This is a genomic window from Empedobacter stercoris (assembly GCF_025244765.1).
GTDB lineage: Bacteria > Bacteroidota > Bacteroidia > Flavobacteriales > Weeksellaceae > Empedobacter > Empedobacter stercoris.
The window spans coordinates 834,454-860,119 of sequence record NZ_CP104209.1 but is presented as its reverse complement, the minus strand read 5'-3'; the positions used below and the strand labels follow the sequence as shown (position 1 = coordinate 860,119).

General features: G+C 32.1%; 31 protein-coding genes. 16 read left to right on the top strand and 15 right to left on the bottom strand.

Annotated features, from left to right (window positions below; all coding sequences use genetic code 11):
- Positions 1–117: 117 nt before the first annotated feature.
- The 3 genes from gap to NZD85_RS04005 all read right to left on the bottom strand — a co-directional run bounded on the left by gap (position 118) and on the right by NZD85_RS04005 (position 2,840).
- A complete protein-coding gene (gene gap, locus NZD85_RS04015) occupies positions 118–1,122 on the bottom strand; it encodes a type I glyceraldehyde-3-phosphate dehydrogenase (RefSeq protein ID WP_171622298.1) in 1,005 nt (334 codons plus the stop codon).
- A 37-nt stretch (positions 1,123–1,159) separates the two neighbouring features.
- Complete coding sequence (gene pfkA / locus NZD85_RS04010) at positions 1,160–2,143, bottom strand: 6-phosphofructokinase (protein ID WP_260543543.1); 984 nt, start codon at positions 2,141–2,143, stop codon at positions 1,160–1,162.
- 73 nt (positions 2,144–2,216) lie between these two features.
- Positions 2,217–2,840 carry a DUF4294 domain-containing protein gene (locus NZD85_RS04005; RefSeq protein ID WP_260543538.1) on the bottom strand — a complete coding sequence of 208 codons (624 nt, stop codon included), beginning with the start codon at positions 2,838–2,840 and terminating at the stop codon, positions 2,217–2,219.
- Between the two features lie 91 nt (positions 2,841–2,931).
- On the opposite strand from NZD85_RS04005, the gene NZD85_RS04000 reads away from it, so the two are divergent.
- Positions 2,932–4,023 carry a M42 family metallopeptidase gene (locus tag NZD85_RS04000; RefSeq protein ID WP_188319872.1) on the top strand — a complete coding sequence of 364 codons (1,092 nt, stop codon included), beginning with the start codon at positions 2,932–2,934 and terminating at the stop codon, positions 4,021–4,023.
- Between the two features lie 50 nt (positions 4,024–4,073).
- Here the strand turns inward: NZD85_RS04000 and NZD85_RS03995 are convergent, their stop codons facing one another.
- Complete coding sequence (locus NZD85_RS03995) at positions 4,074–4,529, bottom strand: hypothetical protein (RefSeq protein WP_225539420.1); 456 nt, start codon at positions 4,527–4,529, stop codon at positions 4,074–4,076.
- Between the two features lie 122 nt (positions 4,530–4,651).
- On the opposite strand from NZD85_RS03995, the gene NZD85_RS03990 reads away from it, so the two are divergent.
- From NZD85_RS03990 to NZD85_RS03975, 4 genes are all read left to right on the top strand, one after another.
- Complete coding sequence (locus tag NZD85_RS03990) at positions 4,652–5,428, top strand: hypothetical protein (RefSeq protein ID WP_260543536.1); 777 nt, start codon at positions 4,652–4,654, stop codon at positions 5,426–5,428.
- A 13-nt stretch (positions 5,429–5,441) separates the two neighbouring features.
- Positions 5,442–5,609, top strand: a complete 168-nt coding sequence (locus NZD85_RS03985) for a hypothetical protein (protein ID WP_260543534.1) — start codon at positions 5,442–5,444, stop codon at positions 5,607–5,609.
- A gap of 9 nt (positions 5,610–5,618) precedes the next feature.
- Complete coding sequence (locus NZD85_RS03980) at positions 5,619–6,146, top strand: GNAT family N-acetyltransferase (RefSeq protein WP_260543532.1); 528 nt, start codon at positions 5,619–5,621, stop codon at positions 6,144–6,146.
- 122 nt (positions 6,147–6,268) lie between these two features.
- Entirely contained in the window at positions 6,269–6,916 is a 648-nt protein-coding gene (locus NZD85_RS03975) for a 2OG-Fe(II) oxygenase (protein WP_260543530.1), read from the top strand.
- A 135-nt stretch (positions 6,917–7,051) separates the two neighbouring features.
- Here the strand turns inward: NZD85_RS03975 and NZD85_RS14765 are convergent.
- From NZD85_RS14765 to NZD85_RS03950, 4 genes are all read right to left on the bottom strand, one after another.
- A protein-coding gene (locus NZD85_RS14765) for an IS3 family transposase (protein ID WP_396127086.1) occupies positions 7,052–8,418 on the bottom strand; the annotation gives its coding sequence in 2 pieces (ribosomal slippage) (positions 7,052–7,956 and positions 7,956–8,418; 1,368 coding nt in all).
- 65 nt (positions 8,419–8,483) lie between these two features.
- Positions 8,484–9,383, bottom strand: coding sequence for an MBL fold metallo-hydrolase (locus tag NZD85_RS03960; protein ID WP_260543527.1), 900 nt, complete (start codon positions 9,381–9,383; stop codon positions 8,484–8,486).
- 1 nt (position 9,384) lies between these two features.
- On the bottom strand, positions 9,385–9,840 hold the full coding sequence (locus NZD85_RS03955; RefSeq protein ID WP_260543525.1) for a GreA/GreB family elongation factor: 456 nt from the start codon (positions 9,838–9,840) through the stop codon (positions 9,385–9,387).
- A gap of 73 nt (positions 9,841–9,913) precedes the next feature.
- Positions 9,914–10,399, bottom strand: a complete 486-nt coding sequence (locus NZD85_RS03950) for a TlpA family protein disulfide reductase (RefSeq protein ID WP_171621586.1) — start codon at positions 10,397–10,399, stop codon at positions 9,914–9,916.
- A 117-nt stretch (positions 10,400–10,516) separates the two neighbouring features.
- Between NZD85_RS03950 and NZD85_RS03945 the strand changes: the two genes are divergently transcribed.
- Complete coding sequence (locus tag NZD85_RS03945; protein WP_171621587.1) at positions 10,517–10,984, top strand: DUF4268 domain-containing protein; 468 nt, start codon at positions 10,517–10,519, stop codon at positions 10,982–10,984.
- Positions 10,985–11,027: 43 nt separating this feature from the next.
- Here NZD85_RS03945 and NZD85_RS03940 read toward each other — a convergent pair whose 3' ends face one another.
- Entirely contained in the window at positions 11,028–11,879 is an 852-nt protein-coding gene (locus tag NZD85_RS03940; protein ID WP_171621588.1) for an ATP cone domain-containing protein, read from the bottom strand.
- A gap of 108 nt (positions 11,880–11,987) precedes the next feature.
- Between NZD85_RS03940 and NZD85_RS03935 the strand changes: the two genes are divergently transcribed.
- A complete protein-coding gene (locus tag NZD85_RS03935) occupies positions 11,988–12,572 on the top strand; it encodes a PhnA domain-containing protein (RefSeq protein WP_260543522.1) in 585 nt (194 codons plus the stop codon).
- 44 nt (positions 12,573–12,616) lie between these two features.
- Here the strand turns inward: NZD85_RS03935 and NZD85_RS03930 are convergent, their stop codons facing one another.
- From NZD85_RS03930 to NZD85_RS03910, 5 genes are all read right to left on the bottom strand, one after another.
- On the bottom strand, positions 12,617–13,462 hold the full coding sequence (locus NZD85_RS03930) for an IS3 family transposase (RefSeq protein ID WP_260543521.1): 846 nt from the start codon (positions 13,460–13,462) through the stop codon (positions 12,617–12,619).
- A gap of 14 nt (positions 13,463–13,476) precedes the next feature.
- Positions 13,477–13,905 (bottom strand): helix-turn-helix domain-containing protein, encoded by a 429-nt coding sequence (locus NZD85_RS03925; RefSeq protein ID WP_260543519.1) that lies wholly within the window; start codon positions 13,903–13,905, stop codon positions 13,477–13,479.
- An 88-nt stretch (positions 13,906–13,993) separates the two neighbouring features.
- A complete protein-coding gene (locus NZD85_RS03920; RefSeq protein WP_260543516.1) occupies positions 13,994–14,707 on the bottom strand; it encodes a nucleotidyltransferase family protein in 714 nt (237 codons plus the stop codon).
- 1 nt (position 14,708) lies between these two features.
- The gene (locus tag NZD85_RS03915) at positions 14,709–15,134 is read right to left on the bottom strand and encodes a RapZ C-terminal domain-containing protein (RefSeq protein WP_260543514.1); all 426 of its coding nucleotides are present in this window, start codon (positions 15,132–15,134) and stop codon (positions 14,709–14,711) included.
- Complete coding sequence (locus NZD85_RS03910) at positions 15,127–16,143, bottom strand: aminoglycoside phosphotransferase family protein (RefSeq protein ID WP_260543512.1); 1,017 nt, start codon at positions 16,141–16,143, stop codon at positions 15,127–15,129. Before NZD85_RS03910 ends, NZD85_RS03915 begins: the two co-directional genes overlap by 8 nt.
- A gap of 105 nt (positions 16,144–16,248) precedes the next feature.
- Between NZD85_RS03910 and NZD85_RS03905 the strand changes: the two genes are divergently transcribed.
- On the top strand, positions 16,249–16,713 hold the full coding sequence (locus NZD85_RS03905; protein ID WP_188318998.1) for a hypothetical protein: 465 nt from the start codon (positions 16,249–16,251) through the stop codon (positions 16,711–16,713).
- Positions 16,714–16,787: 74 nt separating this feature from the next.
- Positions 16,788–17,423: an NAD(P)H-dependent oxidoreductase gene (locus tag NZD85_RS03900; protein WP_171621594.1), complete on the top strand. Its 636-nt coding sequence runs from the start codon at positions 16,788–16,790 to the stop codon at positions 17,421–17,423.
- 50 nt (positions 17,424–17,473) lie between these two features.
- Here the strand turns inward: NZD85_RS03900 and NZD85_RS03895 are convergent, their stop codons facing one another.
- Positions 17,474–18,430 carry an NAD-dependent epimerase/dehydratase family protein gene (locus tag NZD85_RS03895; RefSeq protein WP_225539655.1) on the bottom strand — a complete coding sequence of 319 codons (957 nt, stop codon included), beginning with the start codon at positions 18,428–18,430 and terminating at the stop codon, positions 17,474–17,476.
- A gap of 131 nt (positions 18,431–18,561) precedes the next feature.
- Here NZD85_RS03895 and NZD85_RS03890 point away from each other — a divergent pair, with 131 nt between their 5' ends.
- The 7 genes from NZD85_RS03890 (at position 18,562) to NZD85_RS03860 (ending at position 25,624) form a co-directional block, all read left to right on the top strand.
- Positions 18,562–20,583, top strand: coding sequence for a M13 family metallopeptidase (locus NZD85_RS03890; RefSeq protein ID WP_225539656.1), 2,022 nt, complete (start codon positions 18,562–18,564; stop codon positions 20,581–20,583).
- A gap of 52 nt (positions 20,584–20,635) precedes the next feature.
- Positions 20,636–20,920 carry a rhodanese-like domain-containing protein gene (locus NZD85_RS03885; protein WP_225539657.1) on the top strand — a complete coding sequence of 95 codons (285 nt, stop codon included), beginning with the start codon at positions 20,636–20,638 and terminating at the stop codon, positions 20,918–20,920.
- A gap of 185 nt (positions 20,921–21,105) precedes the next feature.
- A complete protein-coding gene (locus NZD85_RS03880; protein ID WP_260543510.1) occupies positions 21,106–21,672 on the top strand; it encodes an RNA polymerase sigma factor in 567 nt (188 codons plus the stop codon).
- A gap of 3 nt (positions 21,673–21,675) precedes the next feature.
- Complete coding sequence (locus NZD85_RS03875) at positions 21,676–21,888, top strand: hypothetical protein (protein WP_171621599.1); 213 nt, start codon at positions 21,676–21,678, stop codon at positions 21,886–21,888.
- An 11-nt stretch (positions 21,889–21,899) separates the two neighbouring features.
- The gene (locus tag NZD85_RS03870; RefSeq protein WP_260543508.1) at positions 21,900–22,640 is read left to right on the top strand and encodes a mechanosensitive ion channel family protein; all 741 of its coding nucleotides are present in this window, start codon (positions 21,900–21,902) and stop codon (positions 22,638–22,640) included.
- A gap of 387 nt (positions 22,641–23,027) precedes the next feature.
- Positions 23,028–23,297, top strand: coding sequence for a 30S ribosomal protein S15 (gene rpsO / locus NZD85_RS03865; protein WP_171621601.1), 270 nt, complete (start codon positions 23,028–23,030; stop codon positions 23,295–23,297).
- A 140-nt stretch (positions 23,298–23,437) separates the two neighbouring features.
- Positions 23,438–25,624 carry a polyribonucleotide nucleotidyltransferase gene (locus tag NZD85_RS03860; protein ID WP_260543506.1) on the top strand — a complete coding sequence of 729 codons (2,187 nt, stop codon included), beginning with the start codon at positions 23,438–23,440 and terminating at the stop codon, positions 25,622–25,624.
- Positions 25,625–25,666: the final 42 nt, after the last annotated feature.

The following is a 25,666-nucleotide window of genomic DNA, read 5'->3' as shown; positions in this document are numbered from 1 at the left end:
ATTAATGTTTAGCATATCCGAAATCAAATATTAAACCATAAAATACGAATAGAATGTGAAAAAATAAAAAAGTCTTCTCAAAAAAGAGAAGACTTTAAAAATAAAGTATTTAAGCTTTTAAATTTTTGCCATATGTTGAATCAAATCAACAACTTTGTTTGAGTAACCAATTTCGTTATCATACCAAGCAACTAATTTAACAAAAGTTGGATTTAACATAATTCCTGCTCCCGCATCGAAAACACAAGTTCTTGTATCTCCTACGAAATCTTGAGAAACCAAAGGTTCGTTAGTGTATCCTAAAATACCTTTCAGTTCTCCTTCAGCAGCTTCTTGCATTACTTTTTTGATTTCGTCATAATTAGTTTCTTTTGCTAATTTAACTGTTAAATCAACTACGGAAACATTAACTGTAGGTACTCGAAAAGACATTCCTGTTAATTTCCCGTTTAATTCTGGAATTACTTTTCCTACGGCTTTTGCTGCTCCAGTTGAAGAAGGAATAATATTAACCATTGCACTTCTACCACCTCTCCAATCTTTATTAGATGGACCATCGACAGTTTTTTGTGTTGCTGTAGTTGCGTGGACAGTTGTCATTAAAGCTTCAACGATTCCAAATTTTTCATGTACAACTTTAGCTAATGGTGCTAAGCAATTTGTAGTACAAGATGCATTCGAAACAATGGTATCAGCTGCAGTAACATCTTTATGGTTAACTCCCATTACAAACATTGGTGTATCATCTTTAGAAGGTCCAGTTAAAACGACTTTTTTGGCTCCAGCTTCGATGTGTTTACCTGCTGTTTCTTTAGTTAAAAATAAACCTGTGGCTTCTACGACAATATCAGCACCAACTTCGTCCCATTTTAAGTTAGCTGGATCTTTTTCAGCTGTAACTCTTATGGTTTGTCCATTGACAATTAAATTTCCGTTTTCGACTTTAATTTCTCCGTCAAATTTTCCGTGAACAGAGTCGTACTTTAGCATATAAGCTAAATAATCAACGTCTACTAAATCGTTAATTCCTACGATTTCAATATCTTCTCTTTCAATCGCAACCCCAAAAACAAGGCTACCTATTCTTCCGAATCCGTTGATTCCAATTTTAATTTTTGACATAGTATATATAATTTCCCTTTATATTTTTATTTATAGATTAGATGGCTAATATATTTGCAACTTTTATCAATTCCATATCGATTTCGTTGTGTTTTTTAATAGCTTCAGCAATAGGAGTGAAGACCACTTTATTGGAACGAATACCCGCCATTAAGTTAGATTGATCTTGTAAAAGACCTTCAACAGCAGCAATTCCCAAACGACTTGCCAACACACGATCATGACATGATGGTGATCCTCCACGTTGAATATGTCCTAATACTGTAACGCGAATATCATATTCGGGATGTTTCGATTGAACTTGTTTCGCTAATTCATAAACTCCACCTAATTTTTCGCCTTCTGCTACCACAACGATACTTGATTTTTTTCCAGATTTTTCTGAACGTTCTAACGATGAGCATAATTCTTCTACACTATCACGTTGTTCAGGAATCAAAATATCTTGTGCTCCCGAAGCAATTCCACTATTTAATGCAATAAAACCTGCATCACGTCCCATCACTTCTACAAAAAATACACGATCATGCGACGTTGCAGTATCTCTTAATTTATCAATCGCATCAATTACAGTATTCAACGCTGTGTCATAACCAATTGTAAAGTCTGTTCCAAAGATATCGTTGTCAATAGTACCAGGAATTCCAATAAACGGAACCTCAAACTCTTTGTGAAAGATATTTGCTCCAGTAAAAGATCCATCACCACCAATTATGACAAGTGCATCTATGTTGTTTTTTTTGAGATGCTCATAGGCTTTTTGACGACCTTCCATAGTTTTGAATTCAGCTGAACGAGCAGTTTTAAGAATTGTACCACCTTGATTAATAATATTTTTAACTGAACGAGGTCCAAGTTCTATCATATCATTGTTAATCAAGCCTTCAAATCCTTGACGAATGCCAACAGATGTAATGTTGTAATATTTGCATGCTCTAACTACGGCACGTAAGGCAGCATTCATTCCGGGCGCATCACCTCCAGAGGTTAATACACCGATTTTTTTTATACTATTTTTCACGTTTTTCCCTTATTAAATCAAATATAATAAAAAAAACAGAATATTATTGTAACAGGTAATTGTTAAAGATAAACTAATCTTCGTCGACGGGTTTTAAAATACCATCGGCAAAATCTCGTTGAAGAATGACAGCGATATATAAATCTTCACGAGTACGTTTAGGATCAAAGGTTTGTTTTAAATCGATGTTAAATGCTCCACTTGCAGCTTGGTACAGAAAAGCATTTAATCCTCCACGTAATTCTTTAATAATATCGTAAGTTGTTTTGTCCGTTTCTTTGTAAATTAATTTCGTTAAAATTTGACCTCGAGAACTTGACATATTTTTTAATTGATTCTCAAACTGATCTGCTAAATCTTTTTGTCTCGTTTTAATAAAACGTTTTTTATCTCGTCTTTTATCCATTGTTTGAATGGTATCAGAAACATAATTATATTCTCTAACAGCTGTTCTTACATAGGGCCAAACATCACGCACGCGCTTTCTTAGCCATATATAATATTTTTTTTCTAAATCTGATTTTAAATGAACAGAATAAAAACTTGATTCATTTAAATGTATAGTATCGAAAGGACTAAAAGTTAATTCATCAATATTTATCGAGTCATTTTTGATTTCTTGAGATGGGCTTTTACCACCTAAATCTAAGCCGAAAATTTGGGCATTTAGATGTGAAAATCCCAAAAAAGTGAGCATTAATGTTATGTGATAGATGTAAAATTTCATGTGTGAATTAGTTCAAAAATTGTTCCTAAAATTAGTACATTTGTTAGATAAATAAACTAAAATGAGTACAAATAATTTGTTTGATCAACAATCGTTAGATTTTTTGTCTAAATATTTAAATATTGCTTCACCAACAGGTTTTGAAAGTGAAGGGCAAAAAGTTTGGATGGATTATATTAAACCTTATGTAGACGAAGTAAAAACAGACAATTACGGTTCTGCATATGGTGTGATTAACCCCGACGCGAAATATAAAGTAGTGATTGAAGCACATGCTGATGAGATTTCTTGGTTTGTAAATTACATTTCTGATGATGGATTGATTTATGTTATTCGTAATGGAGGTTCAGATCATATGATTGCACCATCAAAGGTGGTGAATATTCATACCAAAAAAGGAATTGTAAAAGGAGTTTTTGGTTGGCCAGCAATTCACTTACGTCAAGCAGGTAAAGATGAAGCGCCAACGCCAGATAAAATTTGGATCGATACAGGTTGTACATCCAAAGAAGAAGTGCTAGAACTTGGAATTCACGTTGGTTGTGTCATTACATATCCAGATGAGTTTTTTACCTTAAATGACCGTTATTTCGTTTGCCGCGCCATTGATAATAGAATGGGAGGGTTTATGATTGCAGAGGTTGCACGTAAATTAGCCGAAAATAAAGATCAATTAGATTTTGGTTTATATGTTGTAAATGCTGTACAAGAAGAAGTAGGATTGCGTGGAGCAGAAATGATTACACAAACAATCAAACCAAATGTAGCAATAATAACAGATGTAACGCATGATACGACGACTCCTATGATTACAAAATCGAAAGAAGGAGAGCAAAAATGTGGCGATGGACCAGTTGTATATTATGCTCCAGCAGTTCAAAATAATGTGCGTGAATTGATTATTGATGCAGCTGAAAAAAATAATATTCCTTTTCAAAGAGCTGCAAGTTCTCGCGTAACAGGAACGGATACAGATGCATTTGCATATAGCAATGGTGGTGTTCCTTCTGCACTAATTTCGTTGCCCTTGCGTTATATGCATACAACTGTTGAAATGGTTCATCAAGCTGATGTGAAAAATGTAATCGAATTGATTTACGAATCGGTTAAAACAATTAAAAACGAACAAAGTTTTAAATATCACACTGTTTAAGAATTGAATAGATGTTATAAAAGCCGCTTAATAGCGGCTTTTATCATTTCTTACAACAATCCAAATTGTTTGAAATGATGCGTGTAATGTTTTTTATGAAACGTTTTCCAATCTTCGTATCCAATTTCGGCTAAAACAGGATTTGTAATTTTAGCATCTGGATTATTTTCGAAATAGGTGTTAAATTTATCTATTTCTTCTTCTAATTTTTCGATAGAAGCTTCTAAAGAAGGATAACGTAAATCCAATAAACCTTCCATTCCATTTGCTTTAATTCCTTTTTGCATTTCTTGATCAGACTCTAATAAGAACGCTTTATATTGTGGAATTTGTTCAACAGGAATTCTACAAGGCACACTTAAACCTCCATTTGATAGTTTAGTTGTTACAATTAAATGTTCAACCATGTGTTGAGGAGTCATAATTCCCCATTCAGGTTGTTGATCTACTTTTAAGGTTTTTAATTTTGAAATTAAATTCTCTTTATCGTCAAAATTTAGAAACATATTGTTTATTTTTATATATGCTGTAAGTTAATTTATTTTGATCAAAAAGTACTATTAATTAACGAGTATTTGGACAAATAAAACGAAGCATTATTTTTTATAAAACAACTAACCTATGATTTATGAAATTATTGATACCAACACTTATTTGTTTAATAGCTATAAGTTCATGTGTTTCACAGAAAAATCAGCATATTAACGAACATATTCTTACGCTAAAAAATAGTTATTGTAAGGCACCCCACAAGTATAATTACGAAAAAGAATTGCCTTCCTACAACGCCGATTCTATTCTTTTAGCTAATGCTGATTTGAGAAATGATTTTTCAGAGCAAAGTATTTTAATTCTAAATGCACTTAATTCGTTAGACGAAGTAAAAACTATCAATGAATTGAAAAAAGATAATTCGCTCGAATCGAGAGTGAAAATTTTAGAACTTAAAAACTCGATTAATAATAAAATTACAATTGCATTAACAGAATTAGACGCTGTTGCAGCAGAATTTGATTGCGAAGGCGAACGGGTTGAACAAATGGCGAGTTATTTGCAAAATATGAATGATAATCGAAATAATAAATTAGTAATCTATTCTATTGTTGCTGGTGCAGCGGCCTCTGTTGCAAGTGGAATTATAAAAAGTGATAGCTGGGGAAGCGCAGTAGATATTGGTGGAGGTGTTTTGGGTGCTGGTTTGGGGTTTGCAACACTTAATCCGAAAGGGAAAAAAATAGAATTTATACATCAACGAAATTTATTGCGTGATATTTGGACACAAAAGTTAGAATCAGAAAATTTCCCACCATTTGTTTGGTACATGTACACCGAGAAAAAGTTTTCTAATCACACAGATGGAAAATCAATCATAGGAAATTATAAAAGGTCGCTGGTTAGAATTTAATTTTGAAAACAATATGCAAGAAGCCAATCAATCTGTGAATTTCGGGATTGGTGGGACTTACACCGCACAAGAATTGTATAATCGATCACGAATGCTTAATCAAATGCAATCTGCAACACGAACAATTAATCAAAATATTAATTATTTATTGTTAGATTTAGATAAATTAGTCATGTATTAAAAACAGCAAATGATCAATATTCAACCACATTTAGAAAATGATTTAATTCGATTAGAACCTTTAAAATCTAGTGATTTTGAAGAGGTTTATGCTGCGGCTTCAGATCCAAAAATTTGGGAACAACATCCCAATAAAAATCGTTGGAAACGAGATGTTTTTATGATTTTTTTTGAAGGTGCAATTCAAAGCAAGGGCGCTTTCAAAGTAATAGATAAGCAATCAAATCTTGTTGTTGGAAGTACTCGTTTCTATGATTATGATGAAAAAGATGTTTCTATATTAATTGGTTATACGTTTTATTCCACTAATTGTTGGGGAAAAGGCTATAATCCGTCAGTAAAAAAAATGATGTTCGATTATATTTTTCAATTTGTGGACAAAGTTTATTTGCATGTTGGTGCAGAGAACAAACGTTCTCAGGTTGCAGTAGAACGATTAGGTTGTAGAAAAGTAAAAACAGAAGAAATAACTTATTTTGGAGAACAACCAAAATTAAATTTTATTTACCAACTTGATAAAGATGAGTGGTTTAAGTGATTTTTAGATCATATAACTATTAGGCAAGAGAATAGTTCTGTCTTTTTTTTGAAAAAAAATAATATTTATGATTATTGTTTTTTTAATTAAATCTACATTTACTGCTGTTTTCATAATAATGAATGAGTAGTATTACATTAAACCCAATTTATGAAAAGATTATTGATGACTTATCAAATCAAAAATACTCTATTTCAGACTTTTTTTTCTCAGAAGAAGAAACTAAACAACTTCGCGAAGCCATAATTCGTAAAGAAGATAAACAAAATTTTCATCAAGCAGCCATTGGAAGTTCGGTTAACGAACAGATTGTAAAATCAATTAGAGATGATAAAATTAAATGGATTGATGAAGAAAATAAATCGCACACAGAAGATATTTTCTTTCAGAAAATAAATGATTTCATTGACTATCTCAACTTAACATGCTACATGGGAATTGAAGAAAGTGAGTTTCATTATGCGATTTATCCTGAAGGAACTTTTTATCAGAAGCACATTGATGCCTTTAAAAATGATGATAGACGAACATTATCTGTTGTGTTGTATTTGAATGATGAACAATGGAAAGATGAATTTGGAGGACAATTGACTTTGCATTTGTCAGATGAAAATACGGTAGAAAAAGAATTAGATATTTTACCTCTAGCTGGTCGTTTGGCTGTTTTTGATAGTAAAAGTATTCCGCACGAAGTAAAAACCGTCCATCGACCAAGATATAGTATTACAGGTTGGTTGAAAACTAGAGGGAATATTTTGACGTATTTGTAACAAAATCTGTAGTCGGTTCGAGATTTCAATCTCTATTCACAATAGATAAATATTAGCATCAATTTGAACGATTTAAACAATAAAAACAAAGCCAACCATTGTAGACTGCACCCAAAAGTTTGGACAGATTAAAAATTAATAATTATAAAAATGAGTTCGATATTGTATCGGGCTCATTTTATTTAAGTTCGATTTTATCCTCTCGTTATTGTAATAGTAAATGTATTGTTTTATTTCTTTTTTCAACTCATCAATAGAATTAAATTTTTGTAAATAAAATAGTTCCGATTTAAGTATTCCAAAGAAATTTTCGATAATAGCATTATCCAAACAATTTCCTTTTCTACTCATACTTTGTACGATTCCTTTTTTATTTAATAAAGCTTGATATTGTTTCATCTGATATTGCCATCCTTGATCGGAATGTAATATCAAATCTTTAGTGTCTTTCGTTATTTTAAATGCCTTTTTAAGCATTTGAGTTACTTGATTAAAAACAGGTCGTTCGCTTAACTCATAGCTGATAATTTCTTGATTGTACAGATCCATTATTGGTGATAAATATAGTTTTTTATCTTTTACTTTAAACTCGGTAACATCTGTTACCCATTTTTGGTTGGGTTTATCAGCCTTAAATGCTCTTTGCAAGATGTTTGGTGCAATCTTTCCTTGTTCTCCTTTGTAAGATTTGTATTTTTTTCTTCGAATCAAACTCTTTAATCCTAAGCTATTCATCAGTTTAAGAACAGTTTTATGATTGATGATAGTTCCTGATTTTCTTAATTCATCGGTAATTCGTCGATAGCCATATCGCCCTTTATGCTGATGATAAATGGATTTTATCTTAAGTTTTAATTCCTCGTATTTATCTGTTTTACTACGTGAAATATGATAGTAAAAGCTGCTTCTAGCCATATGTGTACAATCTAAAAGTAAATTTAGATGAAATTCTGGCCTTAATTCATTTATGGCTTGTGTCCAAGTTTCTTTTGTTTTTCTTCCTCGGCTTGAATTAAGGCATTGAACTTTTTTAAGAGTGCATTCTCACAACGTAAACGTTCAATCTCCAACAATAGTTCTTCTTCTCTTGATAATGGTTGTTTCGATTTTTTAGGTCTACCTTTAGATGTGCTCATAGTCTTGGGACGGCCTTTTGGTTTGGGTTTTAATCCGTCTATTCCAAAGGTAGCAAAATCTTTTTGCCATTTTATAATAACCGATTCACTTGGAATATTAAATTTAACTCTGGCTTCACGTAAACTAAGATATTGACTAGTTATAGACTTAATAACTTTCAACTTAAATTCAACGCTATACGTTTGGTTTTTTTTAGGTTCTATACCTGAAATTCCTTGATTATGATAATCAGAAACCCATTTCTTTAATAAAGAAGCATGTATATTTTCTTTTTTACTAATTGAACGTATTGTTCGATGTTTTTCTAAAACTTCTTTCACACAGCGTAACTTAAATGCTACACCATATTTTACTTTTCTTGTCATAAAAAATGCCCCCAAAAGTGTCTAACTTTTTGGGGGTAGTGTAAACTGACAGCTTTCTATTACTTTTATAATCTACCTTGTTCTTTTAATTTCCAATATCTCAAAAGTCCATTAACCGACATCCAACATGGATTGGCGTATTCATACACTTGAATTTGATCCTCGGATAACCCTAAATCTTTGTATGATTTTGTGACGTAATCAACAAAAACAGGTGTTATTTCGTCTGCTGTTAAGTTGTCATCGTACATTGGTTTGATGTAATTTGACCATTCATCCAATCCTTTTTCTAATTCGTTAAAATTATTCTCTACATCTTCATGATAACCATAATGGGTAGGATAAATACCTTTTGCATTCACTTTTTTCAATTTGGCAATAGATTCTTTCCATAATTCGATATGAATGTCAGGTGGAGGACAAGGTGGTACAACTGGACCGTTTTCTATTTTAACCCCCGCAACATCTCCTGTAAAAATAACATCATTCATTACATAAGCATTGTGATGCACAGCATGACCAGGAGTGTAAATAGTTTCGAAAACAGTATCCCCAAATTCTACACTTTGACCATCTCTAAGACCTACTAAAAACTCTTCATTAATCGGTTTCATTTCTCCCCAAAGACGATCCATCTCATCTCCATAAATCATTTTGGCAGATTCCCATAATTTTTCGGGATTTTTAAGATGAGGTATTCCAATAGGATTCAAGAAAATTGTTGCACCATGCTCCGTAAATTTCCACGCTGCGCCGGCATGATCAAAATGAATATGTGTAATTAATATATTTTCTATATCAATGATTCGCCAACCTAAAGCTTCGATACCAGCTTTCAAATTCTCGAAAGTTGAATACGGTCCTGGATCAACTAATACGGGACCTTGTTCTGTTTCGATTAGATAGGTCGCAATTGCTTCATCTTCGTTCTGAAAATTCAGATCAATAGTATGTACTTTTGGCATGTTATAGTATTTCTTCTATGGTATAATGTATCCCATTAAATTCTAATTTGTCGCCTGCTCGTTTTCCAATTAATGCTTCGAAAATAGGAGCTTGCGTACTAATGCCCACAAACTTTTTGTTTTCCCATTCGAAATCTTTGAAAGATAAACCAATTACAAAATTAACTTTATCAGTCAAAACAACGTTTCCTTCTGTAATTTCATTGATTAATTCAGGTCGTAATGCCTTGAAATTTTCTAAGTCTTCAGTGGCTTGATTAATACGAATATTTAATTTTCGAGCCGCATCAGTTGATTGACTTTGTTGTGCAAAATCATCCAATTCTAAACTTGATTCTTCGTCTAAATCTGCACCTTCTGCATAAATTCGTTTCGATTCTTTTAACGCATTGATTTCGTCTTGTTTAAGCTGAATAAGATGTTGAATAACCTCTTTTCGGATATGTTTTTTACTCATTTTTGTGTTTTTATGTTGATATAAACATACAAAAAATATAATACTCCTAAAAAGATTTTAGGAGTTTTATTGATTAATCTAAATATTCTTGGATGTAGTCCTCTAATTCAAATTTCGTCATGGCTTGATCGTGAAAAACGACCTTTTCACCTTTGTCGTAAACGATCGTGACGGGAATATTTCCAGCCCATTTCGGATCAAATGATGGAATCCATTCATTCATACGTTTGGTGTCATCCAATAAAACAACTTCTGCAGTAATCTTATTATCAACCATAAACTTTTTTACTTTGTCTATAATTTTTGGTCGATCCAGTGAAACCAATAGCATCTTGAAATTTGGGTGATCTTTGTATTGTTCATTGATTTCCATAAATGCTGGAATTTCCTCTACGCAAGGTGCGCACCACGTTGCCCAAAAGTTAACCACGACGACTTCATCTTTATAATTTGCTATTTTTTCGTGCAATGCTTCGTATTTAACAGTTTCTACAGTTTGTGCATTTACACAAGAAAAAGTCAAAATCCCTATAAGACTTAGGAAAGAAAATAGTTTCATATTTATTATTTAAAAATATTTATTCAAATTTAATAGAACAAGAATCAAACCAAGCTATTTTTTGGGAAATTTTGTTGAATAGAATATTAAACCGATTTTTGTAAAAAATTATTCATTTTGTTTTCAAAAGAAGAAGCTTATCGTATAAAAAAAGAATTTTGGATTTCGTACGGAACGTACATGAAATTGCAAATGAATGCCGAGGGATCGCGTATAAATTGGGTGAATTATAAAACGACAATCAAAGGAATTAGTTTTAGAACGGATGTAGAACGTAAATATGCAGAGGTTTCGATCGAAATTTCACATCCAGACCCTTCCGTTCAATCCATGATTTATGAACAGTTTGAAGAATATGAAAACGTGTTAGAAAGTTATCTTGGTGAAAAATGGGTTTGGACAAAAGAGGATGTTGACCACGATGGAAAAACGATTTCGACGATAAAAATGCGATTAGAAAATGTAAGTATTTTTAGAGAATCAGATTGGCCACAAATAATTCCGTTCTTAAAAAATCGAATGATTAATTTGGATGAATTTTGGTGCGACCACAAAGATAGTTTTGAAATTTTTAAAGAATTATAATAATCAAAAAAGAAGCTAAATTTAGCTTCTTTTTTGATTGGTTTTATTCGATTACACAAGTGAAATTTTCTATTTCTAACAATTCGTTTGCTTCTTCTAAAACATCATTTCGTTGTTCTTGAGAGAGGTTTAAAACATCCAAATAAGCACCATTTTGTTGTAAATCTTTTACCAAAATACATTCTTTAGATAACAATATTTTTTCTTGCTCTGGGGTTAAAGTTGTTAAACATGTAATCGGATACAAGGCAGCATTGTCCACTAAATATTTGATGCTATTTGTTTCAGGATAATCCCAAGAAATTAAACCAATTCCGTAATAATTTGCAAAATCAATACTGTCTGTCGTTAAATAAGCATTTGTGACTAAAAATCCTTTCGTTGGCTTTAAATCTTTTCCAAAGAAATGATAGGTATGATCTTGTACATCTTTCATTCGCGATAAAAAATACATAGGTGTCGTGACAGAAATCTTGGCATCTTCATCATTTCGAAATTTACATTCGCAAAACAATAAATATTCTCCTTTACAAGCTACCACATCTATCTCATGTGTCACTGCATTTCCTTGCACAATTTCCGAATGTAAAGATTGATATCCTGCTGCTTCAAGTACTTTTCCTATCCATTGTTCGAAATAGTACCCTTCTGGTCCTAAATCTCTCAATGCTCTTTTTAAACTATAACGTGCAGCATAAGAACTTCTGTATTTTTTGAGATGAGAAAATGCAATACGGTAAAGATCTTTTGTATACATTCCGTCATAAAGATCATTCGAAACTAATTCAAATACTTCTTCAACTTCTTCTTTTTTGGCACCAGATTTTGTTAATGAACGCTTTAGGGCTTTTGGATTGTAAGGGACTAATTCACCAGAATTCTTTTTTACTAACATTTTAGATTGATTTTATTCTGAACGAATTTAAATAAAAGATTCGTCAAAAGCTATAAAAGTTTTAATTCTAAATAAAAGTTATCTTTGTAAAAGTTTTAAAATCAATACATGAAATTAGATACATTTTTACAAGAAAGAAGCGGTAACCAATGCGAACTGACTGGTGCTACAGAAAATTTAGCGATTTACGAAGTGAATCCAGATGCAAGCAGTAATCCTGATCGAAATGTTTACATTACACAAAAATGTATTAATCAGATTGAAAAGAGAGAAGAGTTAGACGTTTCTCTTTGGGAATCATTTTTACTTTCGTCTATGTGGAGCGAAGTTCCAGCTATACAAGTGCTTTCATGGCGAATGTTAAATCGTTTTAGAAACGAATCGTGGGCGGCAGATGCATTGGATATGATGTATTTGGATGATGAAAATATGGAATGGGCAAAGGCTTCGGGTGATCACGAAGGTGATGGAAGTGTAGATTTGCATAAAGACTGCAACGGAAATGTTTTAGTAAACGGTGATAATGTTACATTAATCAAAGATTTAGATGTGAAAGGTTCTTCTATTAATGCTAAAATAGGAACAGCCGTTCGTAATATTCGTTTAGTACACGATAATACAGATCAAATTGAAGGAAAAGTAGATGGACAATTAATTGTTATTTTAACAAAATTTGTAAAGAAACAAGTGTAACGTCCTGAAAAAATGATACAGGATTAGACCAATAAAATTTTATTTTAAACAGTACATATATTCGTATTTGTACTGTTTTTCTTTTTGTACGATTTTGGTATTAAATCTTGTTGCTGGTGCATTTGCATCGGTGTTAAATAATAGTTTGACAAATGCGGTCTGAACTCATTATAAATCTCTACGGTTTGTTTGACCAAAATCTTTCTTGTATTCAAATCTACATTAAATTTATCAATATCATATTCCTGTTTTAAAATTCCATTGATTCTTTCGGCTATGGCATTCTCATAAGGATCTGATTCTTGTGTCATACTACAACGGATTTTATGCTTTTTCAATAGCTTTTGATAATCATCGGAACAATATTGTAAACCTCTGTCTGAGTGATGAATAAGACTCTTCGCGTTTTCTTTTTTCAATGCCATTTTTAGAGCATTTAAACAAGATGCTGTAGCCAAAGAATCCGACACATCAAAGCCTACGATTTTCTTAGAATAAGCATCGGTTATCAAGCTTAAATAGGCTGGGTTTTCTCTGTTTCCCAAGTAAGTTATGTCTGATACCCAAACATTATTAGGCTTTTTGTATTGATAATCTTTAATCAAATTTTTATGTTTTTTAAAACGATGATACGAATTGGTAGTTTTGTGATAACTTCTTTTGGGAATGATTAACAAATGGTTAGCCCTTAAGAAGTCAAAGAATTTGTCTCTGCCAATTCTTAAATTTTCAAGTTTCTCTTTCAAAAGAAAATACAGTTTCTTTCCACCCATTTTTGGATGAATCATTCGCAGCTCTGCTACCCAATCCACAACCTGCTGTGCATTTTGTTGCCGCTTTGCTCTTCGTTTCAAATGACGATAATAAACCTGTCGGTCAACCCCGAACAATTCACAGGAGAAACTTATGGTTTCTTTTTGTTCCCTTCGGAAAGATTCGATAGTTCGGGTGGTGAGTTTTTTCGTATATCAATTTGATATTCCTCTTCGGCAAGGTTAATCATCATATCGAAAATAATGGCTTTTTTATCAGCCACATAAGCTTGTTTCTCAAGGAAAGCCTTCTGCTTTTGCAAAAGCTTTACTTGGGCTTCAAGCTCCATGATCTTTTGTTCTGGTGACTTTGGCATATTCGAGGGTGTTTGGTTATCCCAGTCAAAGGTACCAAATTTTCTGAGCCAACTCACAACTGTGCTTCGGGCTTGGATGCCATATTTTCGGCAAGCACCAGTGATAGAGAGTTCCCCAGACTCGATTTCTTTTACAACGTTCAACTTAAAAGACATACTGTAATCGCGCTGAGTGCGTTTGACATAATTGTTTCTTTCTTCCATAATAACGATTTTTTTTTTGTATCGCTATTTCAGGACGGGACAAAGCTTAAAGAAAAAAACTCAATTCATCGAATTGAGTTTTTTGTTTTTATTTGAAATACTGTTCCGCTTCTAATACACTTTCTGGTCGACCGACATCGATTAAAATACCGCCAGAATGATCAAAACCAATAATAGATTCAGTTTTCATCAAATCCATATACACTTTCATGATCGAAAATTTACCTGTTTCGGTAATTTTATCAAATAAAGCAGGATTGATGACATGTATGCCACTAAAAGCTAAATCATTTAAGTCATCTAAAGAATCAACTGCTTTTATTTCTTCTTGTGTTTTTAGATTTCGCCAGCCTTTTAATTCGTTTTTATCGTTAAAATATAACTTGCGTGACGAATTTCTATCCGAAACAGCTAACGTCACCAACGCCTTATTTTCTTGATGTGCTTTGATAAAATTGGTTAGATGAAGATCTGTCAAAATATCAACATTCATCACTAAAAAATCTTCGTCAAAATTAGTTTTCGCTTTTACCAAACCGCCGCCCGTTTCAAGGACTTGATCGGTTTCATCTGAGATGGTAATTTTAATTCCGAAATAATTATTCTCTTCTAAAAACTCTATTATTTGATCTGCAAAATGATGCACATTAATCACGATTTCATCAATTCCAAAAGATTTCAAATATTCGATGTTCCGTTGCAATAGAGGTTTTCCGTTTACAATAGCCAAAGCTTTGGGATGGTTTTCTGTAAATGGTTTTAAACGAGTTCCAAGACCCGCAGCAAAAATCATAGCTTTCATATTAATAGGCTTCGTTTATCCAGTTTTTTTCTTCTTGCACAACATGATGTAAGATTACTTGCGCTTCAGGAAATTTTTCCGCAATATGTTTAGCAGTCGCATCAGCAGAGTAAACCGAACGATGTTGTCCGCCTGTACAACCAAAATTAATTTCTAAATTCTCGAAACCACGATTTAAATAATCTTCGATTGAAATATCAATGATTTGAAAAACGCCTTCTAAGAAAACGGCAATTTTAGTTTCTGTTTCCAAATATTTTTTAACATCTTCGTCACGACCCGTTTGTGTTTTATACGCTTGGATTCGTCCAGGGTTTAATACGCCACGGCAATCGAAAACGAATCCACCTCCATTACCAGTTGGATCAGTTGGAATTCCACCTTTTTTATATGAAAAACTACGAACGTTGATATTTAATTTAGCCATTTATTTTATGATTTACACGCTCTAACGTTGTTGGAAGAACGAGGATTTTTATAATATTTTTTAATTCTGGGTAATTCTGTAAGATAGGATAATCAATAATTGATTCAAGATTTTTTAAACCAAACGAAATACTTTCTATAAAGTGTTTTTTTCGTTCAATCAATCCTCTCAAACCATAAGCGCCTAAAACTTGCAAAAGTCTTGCTACGACACAATATTCATAGGATTGACGAAAATCTATCGGAACCAAAGTTGGAATTTGTTTCTTCAATTGCTCGTAATAAAATTCGTATAACTCTTTTTTGAAGTTGAAAGGTAAATTGGCTTTTGCTTGCCAAATTAACGATACCAAATCATAAACAATAGGGCCATATAAACCACCTTGATAGTCGATAAAATATGGTTCGTTATGATGAATCATAATATTGCGCGTCTGGAAATCTCGGAAAACAAATCCTTGCGGAGAAAGTTGATCAAATTGAGAGGCAAAACGATCAAAATCTTTGATCAGTTTTCCTGCATTATAATCAATTCCTAAAACATCCAAAAAGTAAAAATTAAACTGAAATAAGTCTCTTAAAATCAATGTTTTATCTAATTTTGGATAAGAAAATGTATGGTTGAAATCAATCTGATTTTTTCCTTGAATTTGAGCAATTGCTAATTGTTCTAAGGTTTTAAAATAATAAGGTTTTGCTTTTTCAAGATCATTCAGCACAAGATTCATCAATGTTTCATCACCTAAATCAGTTTGTACATACGTTTTGAAATCTTCTGAAACAGAAATGATTTCAGGAACATTATCAATCACTTTTTTCAGTTCGATTGAAAACTGAATGAATACTTTATTTTCTTCTGTATTAGAGCTTTCTGCTAAAATATACGATTGATTTTGGTCAAAAAATCTCGAATATTTACGCGAAGAAGCACCACCAGAAAGTTGTGTTAAACTGTCGATTGCTTTTTGTGTGAAATTTTCGTGTAAAAATTGAGCTGTATTATCGTTCATCAGAATATTTTGCGAAAGTTACGCATATCAGAAATGATTTAAAAATATTTGTTTGTTGTAACCTTTTTCAAAATGTTGCATCTATTTAGAAAATAAAAAACTGATATGAAAAAAATAGCACTTATTATCGCAATGATTTCGCTACAATCGTGTATTACAGTAAAAGTGAATGCAGATGTAGATTCGAATAGTTTTTATGCAAAAACAACAAATCCAAATATCAAATCGCAAGGAACTTTTTTTGAAAATGGAGTAGGAGATTCGAAATGGTCTAACTCAAATGGAGATAATTGGACTAAAGCAAAATTTGAAGATGCTTCTGGAATGAGTTACATTAAATTAAATGTTTCAAAAAATGTAACAGCTAATTTTCATTCAAATATAAGAATTGATGGAGAATTGCATTTTGAAGTGGTAGACAAAAATCAGAATGTTTTATTTACACGCCATTTAATCAAGTCAAAAGAAGAAAATTTTACATTGGATTTATCAGCTGGTGATTATCAAATTCGTTGGAATTCTAAAAATACTTCTGGAAGTTATTTTTTGGAATGGAAAGAGGAGAAATAGTGAAATTTTAGCAAATATTTAAGTAAAACAATTGCTTTTTTGATGTAATTTTAGGGAGATTTAAATAAAGAATTATGTCCTTAATAGATGATTTGAAATGGCGTTATGCCACAAAAAAATATGATCCGTCTTTGATTGTTGAAGAAGAAGATGTTAAAAAAATTGTTGAGGCTGCACGTTTAGCCCCAACTTCATCTGGTTTGCAACAATTCAGAATTCTTGTAATTAAAAACAAAGAATTACAACAAAAAATTGTTCCTATTGCATATGATCAGCAAATTGTAGCAGATTGTTCGCATTTGTTAGTTTTTGTTGCGTGGGATCGTTATACAGAAGATCGTATTGATACGATTTATGATTTTACGACAGATGAACGCGAGTTGCCAAGAGGACGTTTTGGTTCATATACAGATAAATTAAAAGGTATTTATTTGCCTCAAACTTCTGAAGAGAATTTTGCGCATACTGCTCGTCAAGCTTATATTGGTTTAGGTTTTGCATTAGCGCAAGCTGCAGAACTTAAAATTGATAGTACGCCAATGGAAGGTTTTGATAATGCAGAGTTGGATGATTTACTTGATCTGAATGAGAAAGGAATGAAAAGTGTTTTATTACTTCCTTTAGGCTATAGAGATAGTGAAGATTGGTTAGCTCCGATGAAAAAAGTGAGAAATCCAATGAAGGATTTTGTCAAAAAAATATATGAATAACAAAAAAGGATTGAGAAAAACCTCAATCCTTTTTTTGTGAAGTTAAGATATTAAGCTTTAATTAATTTAATTTTTAAATTTTCTAACATAGTTGTTGTCATTTTATCAATGTCGTATTTTGGAGCAAATCCCCAATCAGCTTTAGCAACAGAGTCGTCGATAGAAGATGGCCAAGAGTCAGCGATAGCTTGACGAAAATCTGGTGCATAATCAATCGAGAATGTTGGAATATGTTTTCTAATATTTGCAGCTAAATCTTCTGGAGCAAAGCTTAAACCTCCTAAATTATAAGATTTAAATTCACCTAATTGTTTTGGATCAGCGGACATTAATTCAACAATCGCATCAATTGCATCATCCATATATAACATTGGTAAAAACGTTCCTTCTTTTAAGAAAGAAGTGTATTTTCCGTCCTCAATGGCTTTGTAATAGATATCCACTGCATAATCTGTAGTTCCTCCTCCAGCAGGCGTTTTCCACGAAATAAGACCAGGGAAACGAACAGATCGTACATCTACATGATGATTTTGTTGATACCATTTGCACCAGTATTCTCCTGATAATTTAGAAATTCCGTAAACTGTAGAAGGTGTTTGAATTGTATTTTGAGGCGTGTTGTCTTTTGGTGTATCTGGTCCAAAAACCCCGATAGATGAAGGCCAAAAGATTTTATCGATTACTTTATCTTTTGCTAATTCTAAGAAAGTAAGTAACGTATCCATGTTTAATTTCCAACCGAACATTGGATTTTTTTCTGCTGTACCAGAAAGAAGTGCAGCTAAATGATATACTGTTTTGATGTTATGTTTGGCAATAACTTCTTTTATTCTTTCTGTATTCATTACGTCGATTACTTCGTAAATTCCATCATAATCAACATCTTTTGGATCGCGTATATCAGAAATGATTACATTGTTTTTTCCATGAATGGTTTTTAATTTTTCGGCTAATTCAGAACCAATTTGTCCTAATGCACCGGTGATTAAAATCGTTTCGGTTTCCATTTTAAAAGTTACTTTTGTTTGTTTATACCAAAGGTAAAATAATCTACTAAATTTCTAAACTTTATTTAGTAGATTTGTAACAAAGGTCGAAGAAATCTCGACAAATCGTATCAAAAATACTTAGTAGAAATATGAAAAAACAACTATTTGTTGCAGCATTTGCTTGTACTTCAGTCTTAGCATTTGCGCAAGAATCTTATCAAGCTTTTAATCCTGATTACATGGATAAGTCTGTTCGTCCTCAGGATGATTTATATAATCATGTGAATGGTAATTGGATGAAAATCACAGAAATTCCTTCTGACAGAGCAAGATGGGGGAGTTTTGATGAGTTGAGAGAGAATACAGATAAAGTATCGTTGAAGTTAGTAAAAGATTTATTGAATAATAAATATGAACAAGATTCTAACGAGCAAAAAATCTCTGACCTTTACAATGCTTATACAAATATGGAAGCGCGTGATAAAACAGGTTTAGCTCCGATTCAAAAATATTTAAAGCAAATTGATGCAATCAAGAATTTAACGGATTTACAAGCTTATTTAACAGAAGTTACACCGATTGGTGAAAACCCTTTTTATGGAGTTTCTGTTTATACTGATATGAAAAATAGTAAGCAAAATGCGGTTTATTTAGGAAGTATCGGTTTGACTTTGGGTAAAACGTATTATCAAAAAGAAGATGCTAAAAATGCGGAAACTTTAGCGAATTTAAATCAATATATTGATCAAGTTTTCCCTTTTACAGGATCTAAAACGCGCGATTTAAAAGGACCAAAAATTGTTGCTTTTGAGAAAATGATGGCAAAATACATCAAAACAGTTGAGGAAAGTCGTGATCCGAATAAATCATACAATCTGGTAACATTAACAGAAGCGGGTGCTTTCTCTAAAAATGTTGATGTTGTGAAATTTGTAAAATCTTTCGGAATTAATCCTGATAAAGTAATTATTCGCGAATTAGATTATTATAAAAACTTAGATAAAATCATTAATCAAGAGAATTTACCTTTGATTAAAGATTATTTGAAGTTCAAATTAATTGATTCTTTTTCTAATAGTTCTACAACAGAATTGGAGAAATTGAACTTTGAATTTTACGGAAAAAAATTATCAGGTCAAAAAGAACAAAGAGCTTTAGATAAAAGAGGATTATCTTATGTGAACGGAACGGTAGGTGAGTTATTAGGGCAAATTTATGTAAAAGATAATTTTCCACCAGAAGCAAAAGCAAAAGCTCAAGAGTTGATCAGCTATTTATTCAAATCTTTTGATATGCACATCAATAATTTGGAGTGGATGTCGAAGGATACAAAAGTAAAAGCAATAGAGAAATTAAATAAATTTACGGTAAAAATTGGGTATCCTGATAAATGGAAAGATTACTCTGGATTAAAAGTTAAATCAATTAATAACGGAGGTTCTTTAATCGAAAATAACTTAGCGTACAGCCAATGGAGATTCCAAGATAATTTAAAAGATTTTGGAAAACCAGTTGACAAAACACGTTGGGGAATGTCACCACAAACTGTAAATGCTTATTTCAATCCAACAAATAATGAAATCGTTTTCCCAGCAGCAATTTTACAAGCACCATTCTATGATTATAGAGCAGATGCAGGTGTAAACTTTGGAGGAATTGGAGCTGTTATTGGTCACGAAATTTCTCATGGATTTGATGATTCTGGAGCTAAATTTGACGGGGAAGGAAACCTTGTAAACTGGTGGACAGCTCAAGATGAAGAAAAGTTTAAAGCAGCAACTAGTGCTTTAGCAAAACAATATGATAGCTATGAGCCAGTAAAAGGAACACATGTAAATGGTATTTTTACGTCTGGTGAAAATATTGGTGATTTAGGAGGAGTTTCAGTAGCTTTTGATGCATTGCAAATGTATTTAAAAGACAAAGGTACTTACGGAAATATTGATGGATATACGCCCCAACAACGTTTCTTTATGTCTTGGGCAACAGTTTGGAGAACCAAAGCAACAGATGAAGCTTTAGTAAATCAAGTAAAAACAGATCCACACTCACCAGGATATTACCGTTCTTTTGGACCAATCATTAATATTGATGCATTCCACGAAGCATTTCAAACAAAACCAGGAGATAAGTTGTACAAAGCACCAAAAGATCGTATTAGAATTTGGTAGTATGCTTGGCAAAATTATTGATTGGATAAAAAATAGAAAAAGAGTGATTAAAATGACAACAGTAGAAGCAATTAACAATGCTAATGTAACATTAGTAGACGTTCGTGAACCGTATGAATTAGAAACTGATGGATTTGTTCCAAATGCGATCAACATTCCATTGGGAGAAGTACCTACGAGAGTAGAAGAGTTCAAAGCAATGTCAAGACCAATTGTTGTATTTTGTAGAAGTGGAAACCGGTCAGGTCAAGCTGCTCAATATTTACAAGAACAAGGTGTAGACGAGATTTTTAATGGAGGAGGTTTTCAAGACGTCTTAGATGTTTTAGAAAAATAATTTGTTAATCATTAATTATTTATAAAAAACCGATAAATTTTTATTTATCGGTTTTTTTTGTACATTATTGTATTATAAATAGATATTCGATTACTTTGGTGTTTTACGAAATGTTTTTCAAAAAAAACAAAAAAAATGTGTGACCAAATAAGTAACCATGTGTCTTAATATTGAAAGCAGTTGAAATGTCAAAGGATCTATTAGAACATTTAGATGATGACATTTTGGTGTATAAGATTGTCGAAACAAAAAATCAACATTTGTTTGGAGTATTGTATGACAGGTATGCACATACGGTATATAACAAGTGTCTGAGTTTTGTAGAAGAACAAGAAGAAGCACAAGATATGACACATGATATTTTTGTTAAGTTGTTTGTAAAACTTAAAACCTATCAGTCAAAATCAAAATTCTCAACTTGGCTATATTCTTTTACATATAATTTTTGTGTCAATCATGTACAACGCAAAATAAAGGAAGAGAGAAAAAATTATTCGATGACGGATGATTTGGTTGATAATTATAATGAGCAAGTAATTGATGACAAAGAAATTTTTGAACTAAAAATCGAAAAACTAACACAATCTCTTAAAAAATTAGAGGTAGAAGATAAATCTATACTACTTATGAAATACCAAGATGATTTTTCAATTAAAGAAATTTCGGAAACTTTAGAGATTGGTGAAAGTGCAACCAAAATGAGAATAAATAGAGCAAAAAATCGTTTACTAAAAATTTATAATGCTTTGTAATTTATGGAAAATCCTTTTAAGACTATACTAGCCGACGAGAAGCTTCCAGAAACATTAAAGCAAAAAGTAATGGACGATGTTGCTTTGATAAAACTATCATTAGAAGTTGCCGATTTGGTTTCAGTAAAATATCCAAGTACAATTGGTAATTTCTTTGGAATAGGAAAAAAGAAATCAACCAATCAATCGAATAAAAAAGATAAAGAAGATAACTAGAAATAGAGTATATGAATATAGGTTTAAATTTTAGCTTGTTAGAAAGTTTGTATCAAGAAATAGTACTAATATTCCCGAAAGTAGTAGGAGGTATAGTATTTCTTATCTTGTCTTATATCTTGCTAAAATTAATCTTATTATTGACCAAATACATTTTGAGATTGTCTAAAATAGATAAATTAAAAAATGCATTGAATAATAACGAAGCGTTGAAAAACTCTTCAATTGAAATAGATCCAGGAGTAATTATATTACAATTTGTAAGATTGTTTATTATCTTATTAATTATAATCATTGGATCTGATATTTTTGGGTTAACAGTTGTTTCAAACCAAATAGGAAGAATTGTAGATTATTTACCTCAATTTTTTAGCGCAGTTTTGATATTTGCTGGAGGTTTTTACTTAGCAAATTATATCAAATCTTTTTTGAAAAGTTTAATCAAATCAATCGACCTCAATGGAGCGAATATTATAAGTAATATAATTTTTTATATCATCCTTATTTTTACAATTGTTACTTCATTAAACCAAGCAGGAGTAAATACAGACTTGATAACCAATAATCTGTCACTTATCTTAGGCTCAATATTTTTGACATTAGCTATTGCGTTTGGATTAGGATCAAAAGATGTTATATATCGATTGTTACTGTCTTTTTATACCAATAGAAATTTTGAAATTGGTCAAAAAATCATTATCGAAGATGATGTAAAAGGCGTAATAATTGCAATTAACAAAACATATGTATGACCATACAAACAGAAAATGAAAAAGTAGTTTATCCAATAAAAATCATTACGAATAAAAAAATACGAATTATTGAAGATTAATCTTACCTACCTAAATTATTTTTATAATAATTATTAACCAACCTATTGATTTTTTTTTTAAAAATCAAGCCGACTTTTAACCTACCAACCAATCGTGAAAGCAAGTCTTTTACAACTAAGCAAACCTTTTTCGATTTAATAGAAAATACATCACTTTCTATTATCTATTAAATCAAACTAAACCAAACCAACAAGAGACCATACCAACCAAAAATGGTCTCTTTTTATTTTTCGAAAAATCAATTAATTTTAAAAATTAGTTGTACATTTGCACCTCATTACATAATAATTATTAAATAATATTGGCATGTACTTAACATCAGAAGTAAAAAGCGAAATTTTCGCAAAGCACGGTAAATCTGCAACAGATACAGGATCTGCAGAAGGACAAATCGCATTATTCACTTACAGAATTAACCATTTAACTGGTCACTTAAAACAAAATCAAAAAGATTTTAATACAGAAAGATCATTGGTTATGTTAGTAGGTAAACGTAAAGCGTTATTGAACTACTTAAAGAAAAAAGATATCACAAGATATCGTGCGATTATCGCTGAATTAGGATTACGTAAGTAATTTTAAACACAATATAAAAGGGCAATTCCGTAGAAATTGCCTTTTTTTTTGTTATAAATTAAAATAAGATATATATCTTTATATAATGCAGTTAAAGCAAACGGCTTTGACTTTAGACGAATTAAATACAAAGAAGACGAATGATTCCACAGGCGATCACAGAAAAAATTACTCTTTCAGACGGAAGAGAAATTACAATTGAAACAGGGAAATTAGCTAAACAAGCTGATGGATCTGTGGTTGTACGCATGGGCGACACCATGTTATTAGCTACAGTTGTAGCAAACAAAGAAGCTAATCCAGGTGTAGACTTTTTACCTTTAACAGTAGATTATAGAGAAAAATTCTATGCAGGAGGACGCATCCCAGGGAACTTCTTCAGAAGAGAAGCAAAACCATCAGATGATGAGGTCTTAACAATGCGTTTAGTAGACCGTGTTTTACGCCCAATGTTTCCAGAAGATTTTCATGCAGAGGTTCAGGTAATGATCTCACTTATTTCTTATGACAAAAATGTAATGCCAGAAGCTTTAGCTGGTTTAGCTGCATCAGCAGCCATTGCAATTACAGATATTCCTTTCACATTAATTTCAGAAGCTCGTGTTATTCGTTTGAATGGTGAATTGATGATTAATCCTTCATTAGAACAATTAGCGCAAGCAGATATCGATATTATGGTAGGTGCTTCTAAAGATTCTGTTGTAATGGTTGAAGGTGAAATGGGTGAAATTTCTGAGCGCGAAATGTTAGACGCAATCGAATTTGCCCATGCGGAAATCAAAAAACAAATTGAAGCACAAGAAAGCTTAGCGGCTAAAGTAGGAAAATCAACTCCAAAACGTGAGTACAATCACGAAACTCATGACGAAGAAATTCGCGAAAAAGTATGGGCTTATGGATATGATAAATATTATGATATTGCGAAACACCCATCTGACAAACACGAAAGAGGTGAAAAATTTGCTCAAGTTGAAGCAGATTTCTTAGCTCAATATGCTGATGATGAAGAGGAATTAGCTCGTGTTACTCCTTTTGCTCACATCTATTTCCATGATGTACAAAAAGAAGCTGTACGTCAATTGATCTTGAACGAAGGAATTCGTTTAGATGGTCGTGATCCAAAAACAATTCGTCCAATTTGGACAGAAGTTGATTATTTACCATCAACTCATGGATCAGCAATTTTTACACGTGGTGAAACTCAAGCATTGGCTACAGTAACTTTAGGATCTTCTAAAGATGCGAATATGGTTGATGGTGTAGTAACAAACTTCGACGAAAAATTCTTTTTACACTATAATTTCCCTCCTTTCTCAACAGGTGAAGCTCGTCCATTAAGAGGAACTTCTCGTCGTGAAATAGGTCACGGAAATTTAGCTCAACGTGCATTAGCTCAAATGTTACCAGACGATTGTCCTTACACAGTTCGTATCGTTTCTGAAGTTTTAGAATCTAACGGTTCTTCTTCTATGGCAACAGTTTGTGCAGGAACGTTAGCATTAATGGATTCAGGTTTACAAATGAAAAAACCAGTTTCAGGAATTGCAATGGGGTTAATTACAGATACAAAATCTGGGAAATTTACTGTATTGTCTGATATTTTAGGAGATGAAGATCACTTAGGAGATATGGACTTTAAAGTAACAGGAACAGCAGATGGTATCACAGCTTGTCAAATGGACATTAAAGTCCAAGGTTTATCGATGGAAATCATGGAAACTGCCTTATTACAAGCAAAAGAAGGTCGTGAGCACATCTTAGGTAAATTATTAGAAACATTACCAGCGCCTCGTCCACAATTAAAACCAAATGCACCTAAAGTTGTTGTGATGGAAATTCCAAAGGAATTTATCGGAGCAGTTATCGGTCCTGGTGGAAAAGTGATTCAAGAAATGCAAAAAGAAACAGAAACTGTTATTGCAATTACAGAATTAGAAACAACAGGTCGCGTTGAAATTAATGGTGTTATCCAAGAAAATATCGATAAAGTAATTGAAAGAATTAAACAAATTGCATTTGTTCCTGAAGCTGGAGCAACTTATCATGCAGTTGTAAAATCAATTAAACCATTCGGTGCTTTTGTTGAAATTTCTAAAGGAGTTGAAGGGTTAGTTCATATTTCAGAATTAGAGCACAGACGTTTAGAAAAAGTAGAGGATTCTGTAAACATCGGTGATAAAATTGATGTTAAATTCTTAGGTTACGATGATAAAAAGAAAATGAAATTATCTCGTAAAGCTTTATTGCCAAAACCAGAAAGAACAGAAAAACCTGCTAAACCAGCAGAAAGGAAAGAGGATAAACCTCAAGATAAACCAGAAGCTTAATTTAAGTTTTTATAAATAAATAAAAGTCCGAGATTTCTCGGA

Coding starts and splice junctions, on each gene's coding strand:
- NZD85_RS03950 (WP_171621586.1), bottom strand. CDS start 10,399: ATGAAACTATTTTCTTTCCTAAGTCTTATAGGGATTTTGACTTTTTCT.
- NZD85_RS03960 (WP_260543527.1), bottom strand. CDS start 9,383: ATGCCAAAAGTACATACTATTGATCTGAATTTTCAGAACGAAGATGAA.
- NZD85_RS03910 (WP_260543512.1), bottom strand. CDS start 16,143: ATGAACGATAATACAGCTCAATTTTTACACGAAAATTTCACACAAAAA.
- NZD85_RS03875 (WP_171621599.1), top strand. CDS start 21,676: ATGGAAAATCCTTTTAAGACTATACTAGCCGACGAGAAGCTTCCAGAA.
- NZD85_RS03920 (WP_260543516.1), bottom strand. CDS start 14,707: ATGAAAGCTATGATTTTTGCTGCGGGTCTTGGAACTCGTTTAAAACCA.
- NZD85_RS03955 (WP_260543525.1), bottom strand. CDS start 9,840: ATGAGTAAAAAACATATCCGAAAAGAGGTTATTCAACATCTTATTCAG.
- NZD85_RS03880 (WP_260543510.1), top strand. CDS start 21,106: ATGTCAAAGGATCTATTAGAACATTTAGATGATGACATTTTGGTGTAT.
- NZD85_RS03895 (WP_225539655.1), bottom strand. CDS start 18,430: ATGGAAACCGAAACGATTTTAATCACCGGTGCATTAGGACAAATTGGT.
- NZD85_RS03985 (WP_260543534.1), top strand. CDS start 5,442: ATGCAAGAAGCCAATCAATCTGTGAATTTCGGGATTGGTGGGACTTAC.
- NZD85_RS03905 (WP_188318998.1), top strand. CDS start 16,249: ATGAAAAAAATAGCACTTATTATCGCAATGATTTCGCTACAATCGTGT.
- NZD85_RS04005 (WP_260543538.1), bottom strand. CDS start 2,840: ATGCTCACTTTTTTGGGATTTTCACATCTAAATGCCCAAATTTTCGGC.
- NZD85_RS03890 (WP_225539656.1), top strand. CDS start 18,562: ATGAAAAAACAACTATTTGTTGCAGCATTTGCTTGTACTTCAGTCTTA.
- NZD85_RS04000 (WP_188319872.1), top strand. CDS start 2,932: ATGAGTACAAATAATTTGTTTGATCAACAATCGTTAGATTTTTTGTCT.
- gap (WP_171622298.1), bottom strand. CDS start 1,122: ATGTCAAAAATTAAAATTGGAATCAACGGATTCGGAAGAATAGGTAGC.
- NZD85_RS03870 (WP_260543508.1), top strand. CDS start 21,900: ATGAATATAGGTTTAAATTTTAGCTTGTTAGAAAGTTTGTATCAAGAA.
- NZD85_RS03885 (WP_225539657.1), top strand. CDS start 20,636: ATGACAACAGTAGAAGCAATTAACAATGCTAATGTAACATTAGTAGAC.
- NZD85_RS03915 (WP_260543514.1), bottom strand. CDS start 15,134: ATGGCTAAATTAAATATCAACGTTCGTAGTTTTTCATATAAAAAAGGT.
- NZD85_RS03975 (WP_260543530.1), top strand. CDS start 6,269: ATGAGTAGTATTACATTAAACCCAATTTATGAAAAGATTATTGATGAC.
- NZD85_RS03900 (WP_171621594.1), top strand. CDS start 16,788: ATGTCCTTAATAGATGATTTGAAATGGCGTTATGCCACAAAAAAATAT.
- NZD85_RS03995 (WP_225539420.1), bottom strand. CDS start 4,529: ATGTTTCTAAATTTTGACGATAAAGAGAATTTAATTTCAAAATTAAAA.
- NZD85_RS03980 (WP_260543532.1), top strand. CDS start 5,619: ATGATCAATATTCAACCACATTTAGAAAATGATTTAATTCGATTAGAA.
- NZD85_RS03935 (WP_260543522.1), top strand. CDS start 11,988: ATGAAATTAGATACATTTTTACAAGAAAGAAGCGGTAACCAATGCGAA.
- rpsO (WP_171621601.1), top strand. CDS start 23,028: ATGTACTTAACATCAGAAGTAAAAAGCGAAATTTTCGCAAAGCACGGT.
- NZD85_RS03860 (WP_260543506.1), top strand. CDS start 23,438: ATGATTCCACAGGCGATCACAGAAAAAATTACTCTTTCAGACGGAAGA.
- NZD85_RS03940 (WP_171621588.1), bottom strand. CDS start 11,879: ATGTTAGTAAAAAAGAATTCTGGTGAATTAGTCCCTTACAATCCAAAA.
- NZD85_RS03925 (WP_260543519.1), bottom strand. CDS start 13,905: ATGGAAGAAAGAAACAATTATGTCAAACGCACTCAGCGCGATTACAGT.
- NZD85_RS03990 (WP_260543536.1), top strand. CDS start 4,652: ATGAAATTATTGATACCAACACTTATTTGTTTAATAGCTATAAGTTCA.